The organism is Delftia tsuruhatensis, from assembly GCF_903815225.1.
GTDB classification, from domain to species: Bacteria; Pseudomonadota; Gammaproteobacteria; order Burkholderiales; family Burkholderiaceae_C; genus Comamonas; species Comamonas tsuruhatensis_A.
This window is the reverse complement of the sequence record NZ_LR813084.1, coordinates 2875477-2890986: the sequence shown is the minus strand read 5'-3', so window position 1 is coordinate 2890986 and position 15510 is coordinate 2875477. Positions and strand designations below refer to the sequence as shown.

General features: G+C 65.6%; 12 protein-coding genes. 3 read left to right on the top strand and 9 right to left on the bottom strand.

The window, feature by feature from the left end:
• Positions 1-58 precede the first annotated feature (58 nt).
• The 6 genes from hscB to uvrB all read right to left on the bottom strand — a co-directional run bounded on the left by hscB (position 59) and on the right by uvrB (position 5656).
• Positions 59-577, bottom strand: a complete 519-nt coding sequence (gene hscB, locus L1Z78_RS13125) for a Fe-S protein assembly co-chaperone HscB (RefSeq protein WP_234641922.1) — start codon at positions 575-577, stop codon at positions 59-61.
• 119 nt (positions 578-696) lie between these two features.
• A complete protein-coding gene (iscA, locus tag L1Z78_RS13120; protein ID WP_234641921.1) occupies positions 697-1020 on the bottom strand; it encodes an iron-sulfur cluster assembly protein IscA in 324 nt (107 codons plus the stop codon).
• 1 nt (position 1021) lies between these two features.
• Positions 1022-1420: a Fe-S cluster assembly scaffold IscU gene (iscU, locus tag L1Z78_RS13115; protein WP_234641920.1), complete on the bottom strand. Its 399-nt coding sequence runs from the start codon at positions 1418-1420 to the stop codon at positions 1022-1024.
• Positions 1421-1456: 36 nt separating this feature from the next.
• Complete coding sequence (locus L1Z78_RS13110) at positions 1457-2677, bottom strand: IscS subfamily cysteine desulfurase (protein WP_234641919.1); 1221 nt, start codon at positions 2675-2677, stop codon at positions 1457-1459.
• 132 nt (positions 2678-2809) lie between these two features.
• Complete coding sequence (iscR, locus tag L1Z78_RS13105) at positions 2810-3346, bottom strand: Fe-S cluster assembly transcriptional regulator IscR (protein ID WP_012205825.1); 537 nt, start codon at positions 3344-3346, stop codon at positions 2810-2812.
• 222 nt (positions 3347-3568) lie between these two features.
• Positions 3569-5656: an excinuclease ABC subunit UvrB gene (uvrB, locus tag L1Z78_RS13100; RefSeq protein WP_234641918.1), complete on the bottom strand. Its 2088-nt coding sequence runs from the start codon at positions 5654-5656 to the stop codon at positions 3569-3571.
• Between the two features lie 128 nt (positions 5657-5784).
• On the opposite strand from uvrB, the gene L1Z78_RS13095 reads away from it, so the two are divergent.
• The 3 genes from L1Z78_RS13095 to L1Z78_RS13085 all read left to right on the top strand — a co-directional run bounded on the left by L1Z78_RS13095 (position 5785) and on the right by L1Z78_RS13085 (position 10893).
• On the top strand, positions 5785-6981 hold the full coding sequence (locus L1Z78_RS13095) for an amino acid aminotransferase (RefSeq protein WP_234641917.1): 1197 nt from the start codon (positions 5785-5787) through the stop codon (positions 6979-6981).
• A 186-nt stretch (positions 6982-7167) separates the two neighbouring features.
• Positions 7168-8112, top strand: coding sequence for a CoA transferase (locus L1Z78_RS13090; protein ID WP_234641916.1), 945 nt, complete (start codon positions 7168-7170; stop codon positions 8110-8112).
• A gap of 321 nt (positions 8113-8433) precedes the next feature.
• Positions 8434-10893, top strand: a complete 2460-nt coding sequence (locus L1Z78_RS13085; RefSeq protein ID WP_234641915.1) for an EAL domain-containing protein — start codon at positions 8434-8436, stop codon at positions 10891-10893.
• An 18-nt stretch (positions 10894-10911) separates the two neighbouring features.
• On the opposite strand, the gene L1Z78_RS13080 is transcribed toward L1Z78_RS13085, so the two are convergent.
• From L1Z78_RS13080 to L1Z78_RS13070, 3 genes are all read right to left on the bottom strand, one after another.
• On the bottom strand, positions 10912-13404 hold the full coding sequence (locus tag L1Z78_RS13080; protein WP_234641914.1) for a YgiQ family radical SAM protein: 2493 nt from the start codon (positions 13402-13404) through the stop codon (positions 10912-10914).
• Positions 13405-13516: 112 nt separating this feature from the next.
• Positions 13517-13729 (bottom strand): DUF2783 domain-containing protein, encoded by a 213-nt coding sequence (locus L1Z78_RS13075; protein ID WP_234641913.1) that lies wholly within the window; start codon positions 13727-13729, stop codon positions 13517-13519.
• The gene (locus L1Z78_RS13070; RefSeq protein WP_234641912.1) at positions 13726-15462 is read right to left on the bottom strand and encodes an FAD-dependent oxidoreductase; all 1737 of its coding nucleotides are present in this window, start codon (positions 15460-15462) and stop codon (positions 13726-13728) included. Before L1Z78_RS13070 ends, L1Z78_RS13075 begins: the two co-directional genes overlap by 4 nt.
• Between the last annotated feature and the right edge of the window lie 48 nt (positions 15463-15510).

The following is a 15510-nucleotide window of genomic DNA, read 5'->3' as shown; positions in this document are numbered from 1 at the left end:
CGTGCCGGCCGGCCTGCCTTGTGAATGATGGGAACTCGTGGGGGCTACGGGTCGCGGACTATTGTCCCAGTTGCTCTCGGCGGCGTTCGAGTTCCTGCGCAAATCGCGCAACGAACATGAGGGCTCTGACCTGCTGCACGGCCGCCTGCGCATCATGCAGCTCGTCCAGCTGGCGACCGCATTCGGCCAGCATGCGCCTGCTGGCCTGGAGCACTTCATCGTCCAGCGCATCCAGGGCCGCCTCGTCGCCAGCCTCTTCCAGCGCCTCGCGCCATTCCATCTGCTGCATCAGAAAGGCCGTGGGCATGGCCGTGTTGTCCTCGGCCCGCACAGGTGCGCCCAGCAACTCGCACAGATAAGCGGCGCGCCTGAGCGGTTCCTTGAGGCGCTGGTAGGCTTCGTTGATGCGCACCGACCATTGCATGGCCACGCGTTGCGCAGCCGCCCCCTGGGAGGCGAAACGGTCGGGATGGGCTTCGCGCTGCAGTTCCTTCCAACGCGCGTCAATGGTGCTGCGCTCCTGCCCGAACTGGCGGGGCAGCGCAAACAGCTCGAAATCGTCCGATTGCAGATTCATGTCGATAAAAAGCCGCCAGCACCGAAGCGATGGCGGCCTCTTGGGAGAAAGAAGAAGTCGGGGCCGGCCGGGTGAGCAGCCCTGCCCCTTTTGGGGGCGGGCCCTCAGGCAGATGCCGGTCAGATGCGAAAGCTCTCGCCGCAACCGCAGCGATCACGCTCGTTGGGGTTGTGGAACTTGAAGCCTTCGTTCAGGCCCTCGCGCACGAAGTCCAGCTCGGTACCATCGATATAGGCCAGGCTCTTGGGATCGACCAGCACCTTGATGCCATGGTCCTCGAAGACCACGTCCTCGGGCGACTGCTCGTCCACGTACTCCAGCTTGTAGGCCAGGCCGGAGCAACCCGTGGTCTTGACGCCCAGGCGCACGCCGATACCCTTGCCGCGGCGCGACAGGTAACGGCTCACATGGCGGGCCGCGGAATCGGTCAGCGAGATCGCCATATCAGGCGGCCACCACCGCAGTGTGCTTGGCACGGTAATCGTCCACGGCCGCCTTGATGGCATCTTCGGCCAGAATGGAGCAGTGCACCTTCACTGGCGGCAAAGCCAGTTCTTCGGCGATCTGGCTGTTCTTCAGCGCAGCCGCCTCATCCAGCGTCTTGCCCTTGACCCACTCCGTCACCAGCGACGAGGAAGCGATTGCGGAACCGCAGCCGTAGGTCTTGAACCGCGCGTCCTCGATGACGCCGGTTTCGGGGTTGACCTTGATCTGCAGCTTCATCACGTCGCCGCAGGCAGGAGCGCCGACCATGCCGGTGCCCACGGATTCGTCATTCTTGTCGAACGAACCCACGTTGCGGGGGTTTTCGTAGTGGTCTACCACTTTGTCGGAATAAGCCATGATGTCTACCTCTTCGATTCCTGATGCATGCAAACGTTAGTGTGCCGCCCATTGAATAGTGCTGAGATCGATGCCGTCTTTGTACATCTCCCACAGCGGGCTGAGCTCGCGCAGCTTGACCACATTGGCGCGGATCGTGCTGATCGCGTAGTCGATCTCTTCCTCGGTCGTGAAGCGGCCGATGGTCATGCGCAGGCTGCTGTGCGCCAGCTCGTCGCTGCGGCCCAGGGCGCGCAGCACATAGCTGGGCTCCAGACTGGCTGACGTGCAGGCCGAGCCCGACGACACCGCCAGGCCCTTGATCCCCATGATCAGCGACTCGCCTTCCACGAAGTTGAAGCTCATGTTCAGATTCTGCGGCACACGGTGCTCCATGCTGCCGTTGATGAACACCTGCTCCAGATCCTTGAGGCCGTTGAGCAGACGCTGCTGCAAGGCATGGGCCTTGGCATTGCTCTCGGCCATCTCTTCCTTGGCGATGCGGAACGCCTCGCCCATGCCTACGATCTGGTGCGTTGGCAGGGTGCCGGAGCGCATGCCGCGCTCGTGACCACCACCGTGGATCTGCGCTTCCAGGCGCACGCGCGGCTTGCGGCGCACATACAGCGCACCCACGCCCTTGGGACCATAGGTCTTGTGCGCGGTCATGCTCATGAGATCGATGGGCATCTTGGCCATGTCGATCTCGACGCGGCCGGTGGCCTGCGCCGCATCCACATGGAACAGGATGCCTTTCTCGCGGCACAGCGCACCGATGGTCGGGATGTCCTGGATCACGCCGATCTCGTTGTTCACGAACAGCACGCTGACCAGGATGGTGTCTGGACGAAGCGCGACCTTGAAAGCCTCGATGTCGAGCAGGCCGTCGGGCTGCACATCCATGTAGGTCACCTCGAAGCCCTGGCGCTCCAGCTCACGCATGGTGTCGAGCACGGCCTTGTGCTCGGTCTTGAGCGTGATCAGGTGCTTGCCCTTGCCTTGATAGAAATGCGCCGCACCCTTGATGGCCAGATTGATCGATTCGGTGGCACCACTGGTCCAGACAATCTCACGCGGGTCCGCACCGATCAGGTCCGCCACCTGCCCCCGGGCCTTCTCGATAGCCTCTTCGGCTTCCCAGCCCCAGGCATGACTGCGCGATGCCGCATTGCCGAAATGCTCTCGCAACCAGGGAATCATGGCGTCCACCACGCGTGGATCCACGGGGGTGGTTGCACCATAGTCGAGATAGATGGGGAAATGCGGGGTCATGTCCATGACTGGCTCTTATGAAGGTTCCGGCTGGAAAAAATCGGGAAGGCGATGAACTCCATGAATCCATCCGGGCGGGCTGCGCCGCGCCACACAGCCATGCGCAGCGGCGCCCAGTCCCAGGGTGTCAGCGGTCGATCAGGATTTGGCGAAAGCGTTGCCCAGCGCGAACACCGAGTTCGGAGCGTTCACGCGGATGGGCTTGACCACGGGGGCCGTGGAGATCGCACGGCGCACCACGGGCTTGTCCTCGATCTGGATGCCCTTGGCCAGTTGCTCGTCGACGAGCTTTTGCAACGTCACGGAGTCCAGGAATTCGACCATGCGCTGGTTCAGCGCGGCCCACAGTTCGTGGGTCATGCAGCGACCGGCCTCGCCCAGACAGTTTTCCTTGCCACCGCACTGGGTGGCGTCGATGGGCTCGTCCACGGAGACGATGATATCGGCCACGGTGATGTCGCCGGCCTTGCGGGCCAACGTGTAGCCTCCGCCGGGGCCACGGGTGGACTCGACCAGTTCATGGCGGCGCAGCTTGCCGAACAGCTGCTCCAGATACGACAGCGAAATCTGTTGCCGCTGGCTGATGGCAGCCAGCGTGACGGGGCCGTTGTTCTGGCGCAGGGCCAGGTCGATCATTGCAGTGACCGCAAAACGGCCTTTGGTGGTGAGACGCATTACGAGCTCCTTCAGTCAGGCTTGTACGTTACAGAAACACCCGCTCCAGCGATTGACTGGAGCCGGGCACAGTCTCCGCCCTTACTCCGTCCTGTTCAAAAGGTTCAGAGCCCTTCTTTTCATCGAAGTTTGTTGTTGTTGAGTGTTTAACCCGAGTATACCACATTCCCCATCAAATTTGTCGGGTAACAGAAGCTAACGGGCCTCAGACAGGGCGCCGCCTCAGGAAACCTGTGCGGATGAGCCTCCGAACAGTTGCTCCTTGAGCAGCGCCAGCTGGTCGCGCACCCGCGCCGCCTGTTCGAACTCCAGGCTGCGCGCATGTTCGAGCATCTGCTTTTCCAGACGCTTGATTTCCTTGGCCACATCCTTCTCGGACATGTCCTCGACACGCGCTCGTTCGAGTTGCCTGGCCTCCAGACGTTCCGCTTCCTTGCCACTTTTTTCGCTATAGACACCATCAATCAGGTCTTTCACCCGCTTGACAATCTGCTTTGGCTCTATCCCGTTTTCTGCGTTGAAGGCCATCTGCTTCGCACGGCGGCGCTCGGTCTCGCCGATGGCCTTCTTCATCGAATCCGTGACACGGTCCGCGTAAAGGATGGCCTTGCCGTGCAGGTTGCGCGCCGCACGCCCTATGGTCTGGATCAGACTGCGCTCGGCGCGCAGAAAGCCTTCCTTGTCCGCATCGAGGATGGCGACCAGGGAGACTTCGGGGATGTCCAGCCCCTCGCGCAGCAGGTTGATGCCCACCAGCACATCGAAGGCTCCCAGGCGCAGGTCCCGGATGATCTCCACCCGCTCCACCGTGTCCACATCGGAGTGCAGGTAGCGCACCTTGACGCCGTTGTCGCCCAAGTATTCGGTGAGCTGCTCGGCCATGCGCTTGGTCAGCGTGGTGATGAGCACGCGCTCGCCGCGCTCGACACGCAGGCGGATCTCCTGCAGCACATCGTCTACCTGATGGGTGGCGGGGCGCACCTCGATCTCGGGATCGATCAGACCCGTCGGACGCACGACCTGGTCCACGACCTGGCCCGAATGGGTCTTCTCATAATCGGCCGGCGTGGCGGAGACGAAGATGACCTGGCGCATGCGGCGCTCGAACTCCTCGAACTTGAGCGGACGGTTGTCCAGCGCCGAAGGAAGCCGAAAGCCATACTCCACCAGCGTGGTCTTGCGCGAGCGGTCGCCGCTGTACATGGCGTTGAGCTGGCCGATCATCTGGTGGCTTTCATCCAGAAACATGATGGCATCACGCGGCAGGTAGTCGGTCAGCGTGCTGGGGGGCTCGCCAGGGGCCGCGCCCGAAAGGTGGCGCGTGTAGTTCTCGATGCCCTTGCAGTGACCGACCTCGGTGAGCATCTCCAGATCGAAGCGTGTGCGCTGCTCCAGGCGCTGGGCCTCGACCAGCTTGCCGCCATCCACCAGTTGCTTGAGCCGCTCGGCCAGTTCCAGCTTGATGGTCTCGACGGCGGCCAGGACCTTGTCGCGCGGAGTGACGTAGTGGCTGCTCGGATAGACGGTGAAGCGAGGAATGCTCTGGCGCACGCGGCCGGTGAGCGGATCGAACAGTTGCAGGCTTTCGACCTCGTCATCGAACAGCTCGATGCGGATGGCCAGCTCGGAGTGCTCGGCCGGAAACACGTCGATGGTGTCCCCTCGCACACGGAACTTGCCCCGGCTGAAGTCCTGGTCGTTGCGCTGGTACTGCATGCGGATCAGCTGCGCGATGACGTCGCGCTGGTTGATGCGATCGCCCGTGCGCAGCGTCATGATCATGCGGTGGTAGCTCTCGGGCTCGCCGATGCCGTAGATGGCCGAGACCGTGGCCACGATGACCACGTCGCGGCGCTCCATGAGGCTCTTGGTGCAGGACAGCCGCATCTGTTCGATGTGCTCGTTGATGGCGCTGTCCTTTTCGATGAACAGGTCGCGCTGCGGCACATACGCCTCGGGCTGGTAGTAGTCGTAGTAGCTGACGAAATACTCGACGGAGTTCTTCGGAAAGAACTCCCGGAATTCGCTGTACAGCTGGGCGGCCAGGGTCTTGTTGGGCGCGAAGACGATGGCCGGGCGACCCAGCCGGGCGATCACGTTGGCCATGGTGAAGGTCTTGCCCGAGCCTGTCACGCCCAGCAGGGTCTGGAAGGCTTCTCCGTCCTCGACGCCTTCCACCAGCTTCTCGATGGCCGCCGGCTGGTCGCCGGCGGGCGGATATGGCTGGAACAGCTGGAACGGGGAGCCCTCGAAGTGCACGAACTGGCCGGAGGCCGCAGGTGCCGGGGAGGAATCAGAGACTTCGTGCATGACGTGGGTTCGCAAAAGTGGGTGGAGGCCAGCGAGATCGCTAGAATTCATGGGTTAACCCGAAAGCCTACCGTAGCTTGGGGCTAGCCGAAGTTTTTCCACCTCCCAAGATCTCCCAAGGACGTTTCATGTCTCTGTTTACCGCCGTCGAAATGGCCCCCCGCGACCCCATCCTGGGTCTGAACGAGCAGTTCGCTGCCGACACCAATCCCAGCAAGGTGAATCTGGGCGTGGGCGTGTACTTCGACGACAACGGCAAGCTGCCCTTGCTCGAGTGCGTGCAGGCCGCCGAGAAGGCCATGATGGACAAGCCAACGGCACGCGGCTACCTGCCCATCGACGGCATTGCCGCCTACGACGCGGCGGTCAAGAGCCTGGTGTTCGGCGCCGAATCCGATGTGGTCAAGTCCGGCCGCGTTTCCACCGTGCAGGCCATCGGCGGCACTGGCGGCCTGAAGATCGGCGCCGACTTCCTCAAGCGGATCAGCCCCGCCGCCAAGGTGCTGATCTCCGACCCGAGCTGGGAGAACCACAAGGCCATCTTCACCAACGCCGGCTTCGAGGTGGGCACCTATGCCTACTACGACGCTGCCAACCGCAAGGTGAACTTCGAAGGCATGCTGGCCGACCTGAACGCCGCCGCCGCCGGCACCATCGTGGTGCTGCACGCCTGCTGCCACAACCCCACCGGCTACGACATCACGCCCGCCCAGTGGGATCAGGTGATCACTGCCGTCAAGGCCAAGGGCCTGGTGGCCTTCCTTGACATGGCCTACCAGGGCTTCGGCCATGGCATCGCCGAGGACGGCGCCGTGATCGGCAAGTTCGTGGCCGCCGGCCTGAACATCTTCGTGTCGACCTCGTTCTCCAAGAGCTTCAGCCTCTATGGCGAGCGTGTGGGCGCCCTGTCGGTGGTGGCCAACGACAAGGAAGAAGCGGCCCGTGTGCTGAGCCAGCTCAAGATCGTCATCCGCACCAACTACTCTAACCCGCCCACGCACGGCGGCGCCGTGGTGGCCGCCGTGCTGAACAACCCCGAGCTGCGTGCGCTGTGGGAGAAGGAACTGGGCGAGATGCGCGTGCGCATCAAGGCCATGCGCCAGAAGCTGGTCGATGGCCTGAAGGCCGCCGGCGTGCAGCAGGACATGGGCTTCATCACCACGCAGATCGGCATGTTCAGCTACTCGGGCCTGAGCAAGGACCAGATGGTGCGCCTGCGCACCGAGTTCGGCGTCTACGGCACGGACACGGGCCGCATGTGCGTGGCCGCGCTCAACAGCAAGAACATCGACTACGTCTGCCAGGCCATCGCCAAGGTGGTCTGATCCTTCGCAGGTGCCCGGCCTGGCCGGGCATGCGGCCATGCCGCCGGCGCTCCCATGCCCTGGCGGCATTTTCATTTCCGGCGGCCTTGCACCGGGCGGCTTTTGCACCCTCGCCGTCCCGTCGGCGCCAGCCACACCAGGGCGGCAGTGCGATCATGGAGCGTCCAAGCGTCCGACACCCTGCCCATGCACGATCCCGCTCCCGCCACCTCATCGCCTGAAGAAGACCTTCCTCTCTCCGGTGTACGCATCCTGAGCCTGGCGCTGAATCTGCCCGGCCCCGCCGCCCTGATGCGCTGCGCCGCCATGGGCGCGCGATGCAGCAAGCTGGAGCAGCCCTCACGGCCACCCGGGCCGGCCGGCGCCGACCCCATGGCGCTCTACAGTCCCAAGGCCTATGCCGACATGCACCAGGGCATCGACGTCTGGCAGGCCCAACTCAAGACCGAGGAGGGCCAGGCCGCGCTGCATCATGCGCTGGAGGCCACCGACATGCTGCTGACCTCGTTCCGCCCTGCCGCGCTGGCCAAACTCGGGCTGGACTGGGAGGCTTTGCACGCGCGCCATCCGCAACTGTCGCTGGTGCGTATCGTGGGCAGCGCCGGTGCGCTGGCGGATATCCCGGGCCATGACCTGACCTACCAGGCCGAGGCCGGCCTGGTGCAGGGCGGCGCCATGCCACCCAGCCTGTTCGCCGACATGGCCGGCGCGCTGATGGCCAGCGAAGCCGTGCTCAAGGCGTGGCTGTTGCGCCAGCGCCTGGGCCATGGCCATCTCCAGGAGGTGGGCCTGGCCCAGGCCGCGCAATGGCTGGCCCTGCCCTGGCATTGGGGACTGACCCAGCCCGATGGCGATGTGGGCGGCGCGCACGCAGGCTACCGCGTCTATCCCTGCGCGGATGGCTCCGTGGCCGTGGCGGCGCTGGAGCCGCACTTCGCGGCACGGCTGTGCGCGGCCGCGTCGCTGCCGGGCGACGGCAGCGTGGCCAGCATGCGCAGCCCCGCCATGCACTCGGCCCTGGCCGCCTTCCTCGCCCCTTTAACCTGCGCCGAGCTGGCCGACCTGGCCGAGCGTGAGGACCTGCCGCTCCACCCGCTTCCTGCACGCCCTGCACCGCAGCACGGCTTGTAGGCGGACACCGAAAAGCATAGCCTGCGCGCAGCCTACAAGCCGCGCAGAGCGCGCCTGCCCGCTGGATCCAGGCAGTCAACCGGCCTCTGCCCTCTTTACCGCGATAGCCTGCTCCTCTTAAATCGTGCTTGCACATACAACCGGACAACCTGATCACATCTGGAAACACCCATAATCGGCATATCTGGAGGCAGCCCCATGGTCCGAAAGCACCCATTTCCCGTCCACACCCCTGCGACGGGCCAGCCACCGTCCCGGTCCGCGCCAGCCCGCAAGTGCGCCATCGCCTGAGACGCGGCAGGCAAGCCCCTTTCCCCGCCCATGCAAAGCCAGCCCCCAGCCCGCGTACCTGCCATGCAGCTGGTGCAGCGCATCTGGCCGCTGGTGCTGGTGGTCGTGGTGCTGGTGGTCACGGCCAGCGGCAGCCTGTACCTGGTCTCGGCGGTGCGCGCGTTCGTGGCCGGCGAAAGCCTGTGGTCCAAGGCGCAAAAGGATGCCATCTATGCGCTGACCCGTTATGTGGACAGTGGCTCGGCGCGCGATCTCGCGCGCTTCGAGCAAGCCATGAGCATCCCCGCGGGCGACTGGCAGGCGCGCGTGGCCCTGGACGACGTGCCAGCACGCGTCAAGGATGCCCGGGCAGGCATCCTGCAGGGCGGTAACCATCCCGATGATGCCGATGCGCTGATCTGGTTGATGCAGACCTTCCGCCATGTGGAACTGCTGCAGGAGCCCTACCGCTATTGGGCACAGGGTGACCAGTACCTCCAGCAGCTCGACAGACTGGCCAGGGAGATCGCCCAGCGCCATGCCGTAGGCAGTGTCAGCGCCGAAGACGCCGCCACCTGGAAGCGCGAGATCGAGCAGATCAATGCAGGCGTCACGCCGGCCACGCAGCAGTTCAGCGCTTCACTGGGCCGCAGCTCACGGCAGATGGTGATGTGGCTGCAAGGCATACATCTGGCACTGGGGCTTGCATTGATCCTGGTGGCGGCTTGGCATACCCGCCACATGCTGCTGCAGCGCCAGCAGGTACAAAACGATCTGCTGACCGAAAAGGAACGTGCGCAGACCACGCTGGCCTCTCTGGGTGACGCGGTGATCACGACGGACGCACAGGGCGTGGTGGACTACGCCAACCCCGCCGCCCTGGGCCTGCTCGGCTGCAGCGAGCAGCAGCTCAGAGGCCAGCACCTGGCCAAGGGCCTGCATTTCAACAGCATCGACACCACGCAGACGGCGGAAAGTCTGCTCACCCATCTCCTGTCGGGCCAGCAATTGCGCGAGGAGCACACGCGCTGGCTGCGGCGCCATGACCGCAGCATCGTGCCCGTCAAGCTCATGGGCTCGGCGATCAGTGGCGGCGGGGAACGCCCCGCCGGCGCGGTGATCGTGCTCAGGGATGTCTCGCGCGAGCAGCAGTACCTGGACCAGTTGTCCTGGCATGCCAGCCACGATGGCCTCACCGGGCTGGAAAACCGCGTGGAGTTCGAACGGCGTCTGCAGCGCCTGCTCAATCAGGGCCAGCACCGGCTGCGCCCCGCCGCCCTGCTCTACATGGATCTGGACCAGTTCAAGCTCATCAACGAGACCTGCGGCCATCCGGCGGGTGACGAGATGCTCTGCGAAGTCAGCCGCCTGCTGCTGCACAACCTGCGCGAGACCGATACTCTGGCGCGGCTGGGCGGTGACGAGTTCGGCATCCTGCTGGAAAACTGCCCGCCCGAGCCCGCGCTGCGCATCGCGGAGAAGCTGCGCCAGGCTGCGGAGGCCCTGCATGTGCACTGGGGCAAGCAGGTGCTGCGCACCGGCCTGAGCATCGGCCTGGTCCACATCGGGGGCGAGGTCCAGTCCGCCCAGGATCTGCTGCGCATGGCCGACATGGCCTGCTACCGAGCCAAGGAGCGCGGCCGCAACCGCATCTATGTCTACCGCAGCGATGACGGCGAGTACACGCGCCATGTCAGCGAGATGGAATGGGTCACGCGCATACGCGCGGCACTGGACCAGGAGCGCTTTTGCCTGTATGCGCAAAGCATTGCACCACTGCAGCCCGACGGCCACCGCGGCCTGCATTTCGAGGTGCTGCTGCGACTGCGCGACGAGCAGGGGCAGATCATCTCGCCGGCCAGCTTCATTCCCGCCGCCGAACGCTACGGCATCATGCCCTCCGTGGACCGCTGGGTGGTCGCCAAGACGCTCGCCACACTGGCCGCCCACCCCGCGGCACTGCGCCACATAGAGACCTGTGCCATCAATCTGTCGGGTCCCAGCCTGGATGACGATGGACTGCTGGACTTCGTGCAGACCCAGTTGAGCACGCACGGCATTGCTCCGCAACTGCTGTGCTTCGAGATCACCGAGACCAGCGCCATCGCCAGCCTGTCCAGCGCCACACGGCTGATCCAGGCCCTGCGCACGCTGGGCTGCCGCTTCGCGCTGGACGACTTCGGCGTGGGCATGTCCTCGCTGACCTACCTCAAGCAGTTGCCCGTGGACTATCTGAAGATCGATGGCGGCTTCGTGCTCGACATGCTCAAGGACCCCAGCAACCATGCCATGGTCGAGATGATCAACCGCATAGGTCACATCCTCGGCAAGCGGACCGTGGCCGAATATGTGGAAACCCGCGAGATCGCCCAGGCCCTGCAGGCCATGGGCGTGGACTATGCCCAGGGCTACGCGCTGGCACGGCCCGTGCCCCTGGATACCCAGTACTTCGAGGGCGGAGCCCAGGCCGTGACCCGCCAATGGCAGGGCACGCTGGCCCCGGTCAACTGAGGGCGGCGCCGCCGCGCTTCAGCGTGGCTTGCGCCCGCCGGGTGCCGCCTTGCGGCCGCCACCGGCCTGGCCTCCCACGCCGGCACGCGGGGGCAGCCCCGTGTGCTGGGTCAGCATGCGGCCCGGCTTGGGCTGGCTGGAGCGAAAGCGCACGTCCTCCCTGGGCTCCAGCGACTCCTCCTGCACCTTGCCGGGTCTGGCCCCCTTGCCTGCCGCCTTGTTGAGCGCGTAGGCCTTGCCCTGCTGGGAGACCACGGCGCGGCCGGCCGTGCCCGTGCCCTGCGTGCTGTTCTTGCGCCGTGCACTCTGGTAGCCACCGTCGACCAGCGGCTGGTAGGTCGGGATCAGGTGCTGCTTGCCGTTGCCGATCAGGTCGGCGCGGCCCATGGCCTTGAGCGCATCGCGCAGCAGCGGCCAGTTGTTGGGATCGTGGTAGCGCAGGAACGCCTTGTGCAGGCGGCGGCGCTTTTCGCCACGCACGATGTCCACCGACTCCTCGCCCGCATCACGCATCTGGCGGCGCACCTTGGTGAGCGTGTTGCGGCCCGAGTGGTACATGGCCGTGGCCGTGGCCATGGGGCTGGGATAGAAGGTCTGCACCTGGTCGGCACGGAAGCCGTTCTTCTTGAGCCAGATGGCCAGGTTCATCATGTCCTCGTCGCTGGTGCCCGGGTGGGCCGCGATGAAGTACGGGATCAGGTACTGCTTCTTGCCGGCTTCCTCGCTGAACTGCTCGAACATCTGCCTGAAGCGGTCGTAGCTGCCGATACCGGGCTTCATCATCTTGGACAGCGGCCCGGATTCGGTGTGCTCGGGCGCGATCTTCAGGTAGCCGCCCACATGGTGCTGGACCAGCTCCTTGACATACTCGGGCGACTTCACGGCCAGGTCGTAGCGCAGGCCCGAGCCGATCAGGATCTTCTTGATGCCGGGCAGGTTGCGCGCGCGGCGGTAGATCTTGATCAAGGGACCATGGTCGGTGTGCAGGTTCTGGCAGATGCCCGGGAAGACGCAGCTGGGCTTGCGGCAGGCGGCCTCGATCTCGGGACTCTTGCAGCCCAGGCGGTACATGTTGGCCGTGGGGCCGCCCAGGTCGGAGATGGTGCCGGTGAAGCCCTTGACCTTGTCGCGGATCTCCTCGACCTCCTGGATGATGGAATCCTCGGAGCGGCTCTGGATGATGCGGCCCTCGTGCTCGGTGATGGAGCAGAAGGTGCAGCCACCGAAGCAGCCGCGCATGATGTTGACCGAAGTGCGGATCATCTCCCAGGCCGGGATCTTGGTCTCGCCTTCGTGGCTGCCCTTGTCGTCCGCGTAGCTGGGGTGCGGGCTGCGCGCATAGGGCAGACCGAAAACCCAGTCCATCTCGGCCGTGGTCAGCGGGATCGGGGGCGGGTTGAGCCAGACATCGCGTGCGGTCACGCCTTCGCCATGGGCCTGGACCAGGGCGCGCGCATTGCCGGGATTGGTCTCCAGATGCAGCACGCGGTTGGCGTGGGCGTAGAGGATGGGGTCGGCCTTGACCTGTTCATAGCTGGGCAGGCGCAGTACGGTCCTGTCGCGCGGGGGCTGCCGGCCCTTGCCGCGCAGCGCGGGGTTGGGCACGAACTGGATGGTCTGGGCCGCAACAGGCTGCACGGCGGCGACCGAGGCACCGCCAGGCTTTGCGACGGCCTCGCCGTCTTCCTTGGAGCAGGTCTGGCCCTGGGCCTCGGCCTGCTCGCTGGTGGTCATGTAGGGATTGATGTGGGGCTCGACGATGCCGGGCTCGTCCACGACGGTGGAGTCCAGCTCGAACCAGCCGTCTTCCGAGGCGCGGCGGAAGAAGGCCGTGCCGCGCACGTCGGTGATCTCTTCCACTGGCTCGCGCGCGGCCAGGCGGTGGGCCACCTCGACCAGGGCGCGTTCGGCGTTGCCGTACAGCAGGATGTCGCACTTGCTGTCCACCACGATGGAGCGGCGCACCTTGTCGCTCCAGTAATCGTAGTGGGCGATCCGGCGCAGGCTGCCCTCGATGCCACCCAGCACGATGGGCACATCCTTGTAGGCCTCGCGGCAGCGCTGGCTGTAGACGATGGCCGCGCGGTCCGGGCGCTTGCCGCCGACATCGCCTGGCGTGTAGGCGTCGTCGGAGCGGATCTTGCGATCGGCCGTGTAGCGGTTGATCATCGAATCCATGTTGCCCGCCGTCACGCCCCAGAACAGGTTGGGACGGCCCAGGGCCTTGAAGGCATCGGCGCTTTGCCAGTCGGGCTGGGCGATGATGCCCACTCGAAAGCCCTGCGCCTCCAGCACCCGGCCGATCACCGACATGCCGAAGCTGGGGTGATCCACATAGGCGTCGCCCGTCACCAGGATCACGTCGCAGCTGTCCCAGCCGAGCTGGTCCATCTCGGCCCGGCTCATCGGCAGGAACGGCGCCGTGCCGAAGCGCTTGGCCCAGTACGGACGGTAGCTGGTCAGCGGCTTGGCGGCGCGATGGAAGAAGGAAACGTCGACGGGGGCGTTCATGATGGGCGGTTCGGCTTCTGGGAGCCTGTGCGGGAGGAACCGGCCAGTGTACGTTTCGGCACTCAACCCTGCTGGCACAGGGTCTTGACCAAGAACCCCTGCCGGCTGCGCGTCAGGTGCCTTGCAGGTCCTGCCGCGCCACCCGCACCAGCTCGGCGAACACCAAGTCGCTGCCCAGCCGATCGGCGGCCAGCAGCGCCAGCTTGACCAGGAACAGCTCGGATTTCTCAGGCCCCACGGCATCCATGGCCGTCGCCAGCTGGTCGTACACGGCCTCCAGGCCGGCGATGTCCAGGGACCGGGGGGAAGAATGGGACGGGTTCATGCCTGTGCTCCTTGCTGGCCGGTAGCCATATCGATGGCCGATTGCAACTGCTGCGCCTCCAGCGCCAGCCAGCGTGCGCAGACATGCTGGTCCGGGCGCAACAGGCAGGCGGCCCCATGGGGGTGATCGGAAGGCACGCCATAGCGCGTGCGGCTGCGGCCCTGGGGATCGGCCAGGGTCAGGTCTGCGCCCTGCACATGACTGCAATGGGTCTGGCTGGAAATGGCGATGATGCGCAGCGCCACGCCACGTTCGCGCACGGCCCGGGCGACTTCACTCAGGGATGGCGCCACGGGCGATCCGTCCGTGAAATACAGGAGGTCGAAGCCACCGCCCAGGTAGTCCAGAAGATAGTCGTCGCTCCCCAGGCGCACGTTCTGCGGCGGTGCGCCATGGCCGGGCCCGCCGGCGAACAGCGGGCTGTCGTCGGACAGGCAATTGAGCGGCGAATCCGCATACGCATGCGGACGCGAGGTGCGCCAGTGGTACAGCGGCCTCACGAAGGGCTGGGTCAGGGACAGCGACAGCACCGCATCGCGAACGAGGCGAAAGCCCCGCGAGGGCGGCGCCATGAAGCGCGTGCTCTTGCCCGCCTCCTCGATGATCTCCCTGGCTGCGCCCACGCGCTCGCTGCTGTAGCTGTCCAGCAATGTCGGCGCGGCCACGCCGCGCGCCACCAGGGCCAGCCGCCACGCCAGCGCCTGCGCATCCTGCAATCCGGTATTGGCTCCGCGCACACCGAAGATGGGCAGCAGGTGCGCCGCATCGCCCGTGAAGACCACCCGGCCATGCACATAGTCGGCCAGGGTCAGCGCGCGTGCCGAATAGACCGAACTCCAGTCCAGCTCCCAGGGCGTGCCACCGAAGCCGATCATCTCCAGTTGGGCATCGATGCGCTGCTTGAGCGACTGCGGCTGCAGCGCCTGCTGCGGATCCTCCGCGCGAGGCAACTGGTAGTCCACGCGCCAGATGCCGTGGGGCTCCCGGTGCATGAGAATGGTGTTGCCCGGATTCCAGACCGGGTCGAAGAAGGCCAGGCGCTCCGTGGGCAGCGGCAGGTCGATGCGGATGTCGGCAATCACGAAACGGCCCTCATAGGAGGCGCCCTCCATGACCAGGCCCATGGCCGTGCGTATGCCCGATCGCGCGCCGTCGGCCGCGACCAGCCAGTCGGCCTCCAGCACGTACATGCCTTCGGGCGTGTCCACATCCAGCCGGACCCGCGCATCCGCGCCGCCGCCGACCTGCCGCACCTGCTGCACACGGTTGCCCCAGCGCATCTCGATCAGCGGATGGGCAAGTGCGGCATCGACCAGGAACTCCTCCAGATACTGCTGCTGGAGATTGATCATGGGAGAGAAGCGATCGTCCTCGTCGTGCGGTGCCTCCATGCGGAATACGCGCTGGCCCCGGTAGATGGAGTTGCCGAAGCGCCAGGGCAGGCCGCTTTCGCTCACGCGACCGGCCACCCCCACCTGCTGGAGTATCTCCATGGAACGGCGCGTGAACACAATGGCGCGGCTGCCTTCGGACACCTGCTGCTCGGACTCGAGCAGTACGCAGCGCTGGCCGTGGCGCGCCAGCTCCAGCGCCGTGGTCAGGCCTACAGGGCCGCCGCCCACGATGACCACGGAATGGCGCTGCGCCCCCGGGTGCTGCGATGCAAGCCAGGGCTGGTGCACCTGGTAGCGGTAGTAGATGGAATGCCTGGGCTGGGCATGGGGCTGGTGCATGGATGTCTCCGTCTTTGTCCGGCCGCAGTGTAGGCGGCAGGCATGCCA

Excerpts from the sequence above, each read along its gene's own strand:
- hscB (WP_234641922.1), bottom strand. The coding sequence starts at position 577 with ATGAATCTGCAATCGGACGATTTCGAGCTGTTTGCGCTGCCCCGCCAG.
- iscA (WP_234641921.1), bottom strand. The coding sequence starts at position 1,020 with ATGGCGATCTCGCTGACCGATTCCGCGGCCCGCCATGTGAGCCGTTAC.
- iscU (WP_234641920.1), bottom strand. The coding sequence starts at position 1,420 with ATGGCTTATTCCGACAAAGTGGTAGACCACTACGAAAACCCCCGCAAC.
- L1Z78_RS13110 (WP_234641919.1), bottom strand. The coding sequence starts at position 2,677 with ATGGACATGACCCCGCATTTCCCCATCTATCTCGACTATGGTGCAACC.
- iscR (WP_012205825.1), bottom strand. The coding sequence starts at position 3,346 with ATGCGTCTCACCACCAAAGGCCGTTTTGCGGTCACTGCAATGATCGAC.
- uvrB (WP_234641918.1), bottom strand. The coding sequence starts at position 5,656 with ATGCACGAAGTCTCTGATTCCTCCCCGGCACCTGCGGCCTCCGGCCAG.
- L1Z78_RS13095 (WP_234641917.1), top strand. The coding sequence starts at position 5,785 with ATGTCTCTGTTTACCGCCGTCGAAATGGCCCCCCGCGACCCCATCCTG.
- L1Z78_RS13090 (WP_234641916.1), top strand. The coding sequence starts at position 7,168 with ATGCACGATCCCGCTCCCGCCACCTCATCGCCTGAAGAAGACCTTCCT.
- L1Z78_RS13085 (WP_234641915.1), top strand. The coding sequence starts at position 8,434 with ATGCAAAGCCAGCCCCCAGCCCGCGTACCTGCCATGCAGCTGGTGCAG.
- L1Z78_RS13080 (WP_234641914.1), bottom strand. The coding sequence starts at position 13,404 with ATGAACGCCCCCGTCGACGTTTCCTTCTTCCATCGCGCCGCCAAGCCG.
- L1Z78_RS13075 (WP_234641913.1), bottom strand. The coding sequence starts at position 13,729 with ATGAACCCGTCCCATTCTTCCCCCCGGTCCCTGGACATCGCCGGCCTG.
- L1Z78_RS13070 (WP_234641912.1), bottom strand. The coding sequence starts at position 15,462 with ATGCACCAGCCCCATGCCCAGCCCAGGCATTCCATCTACTACCGCTAC.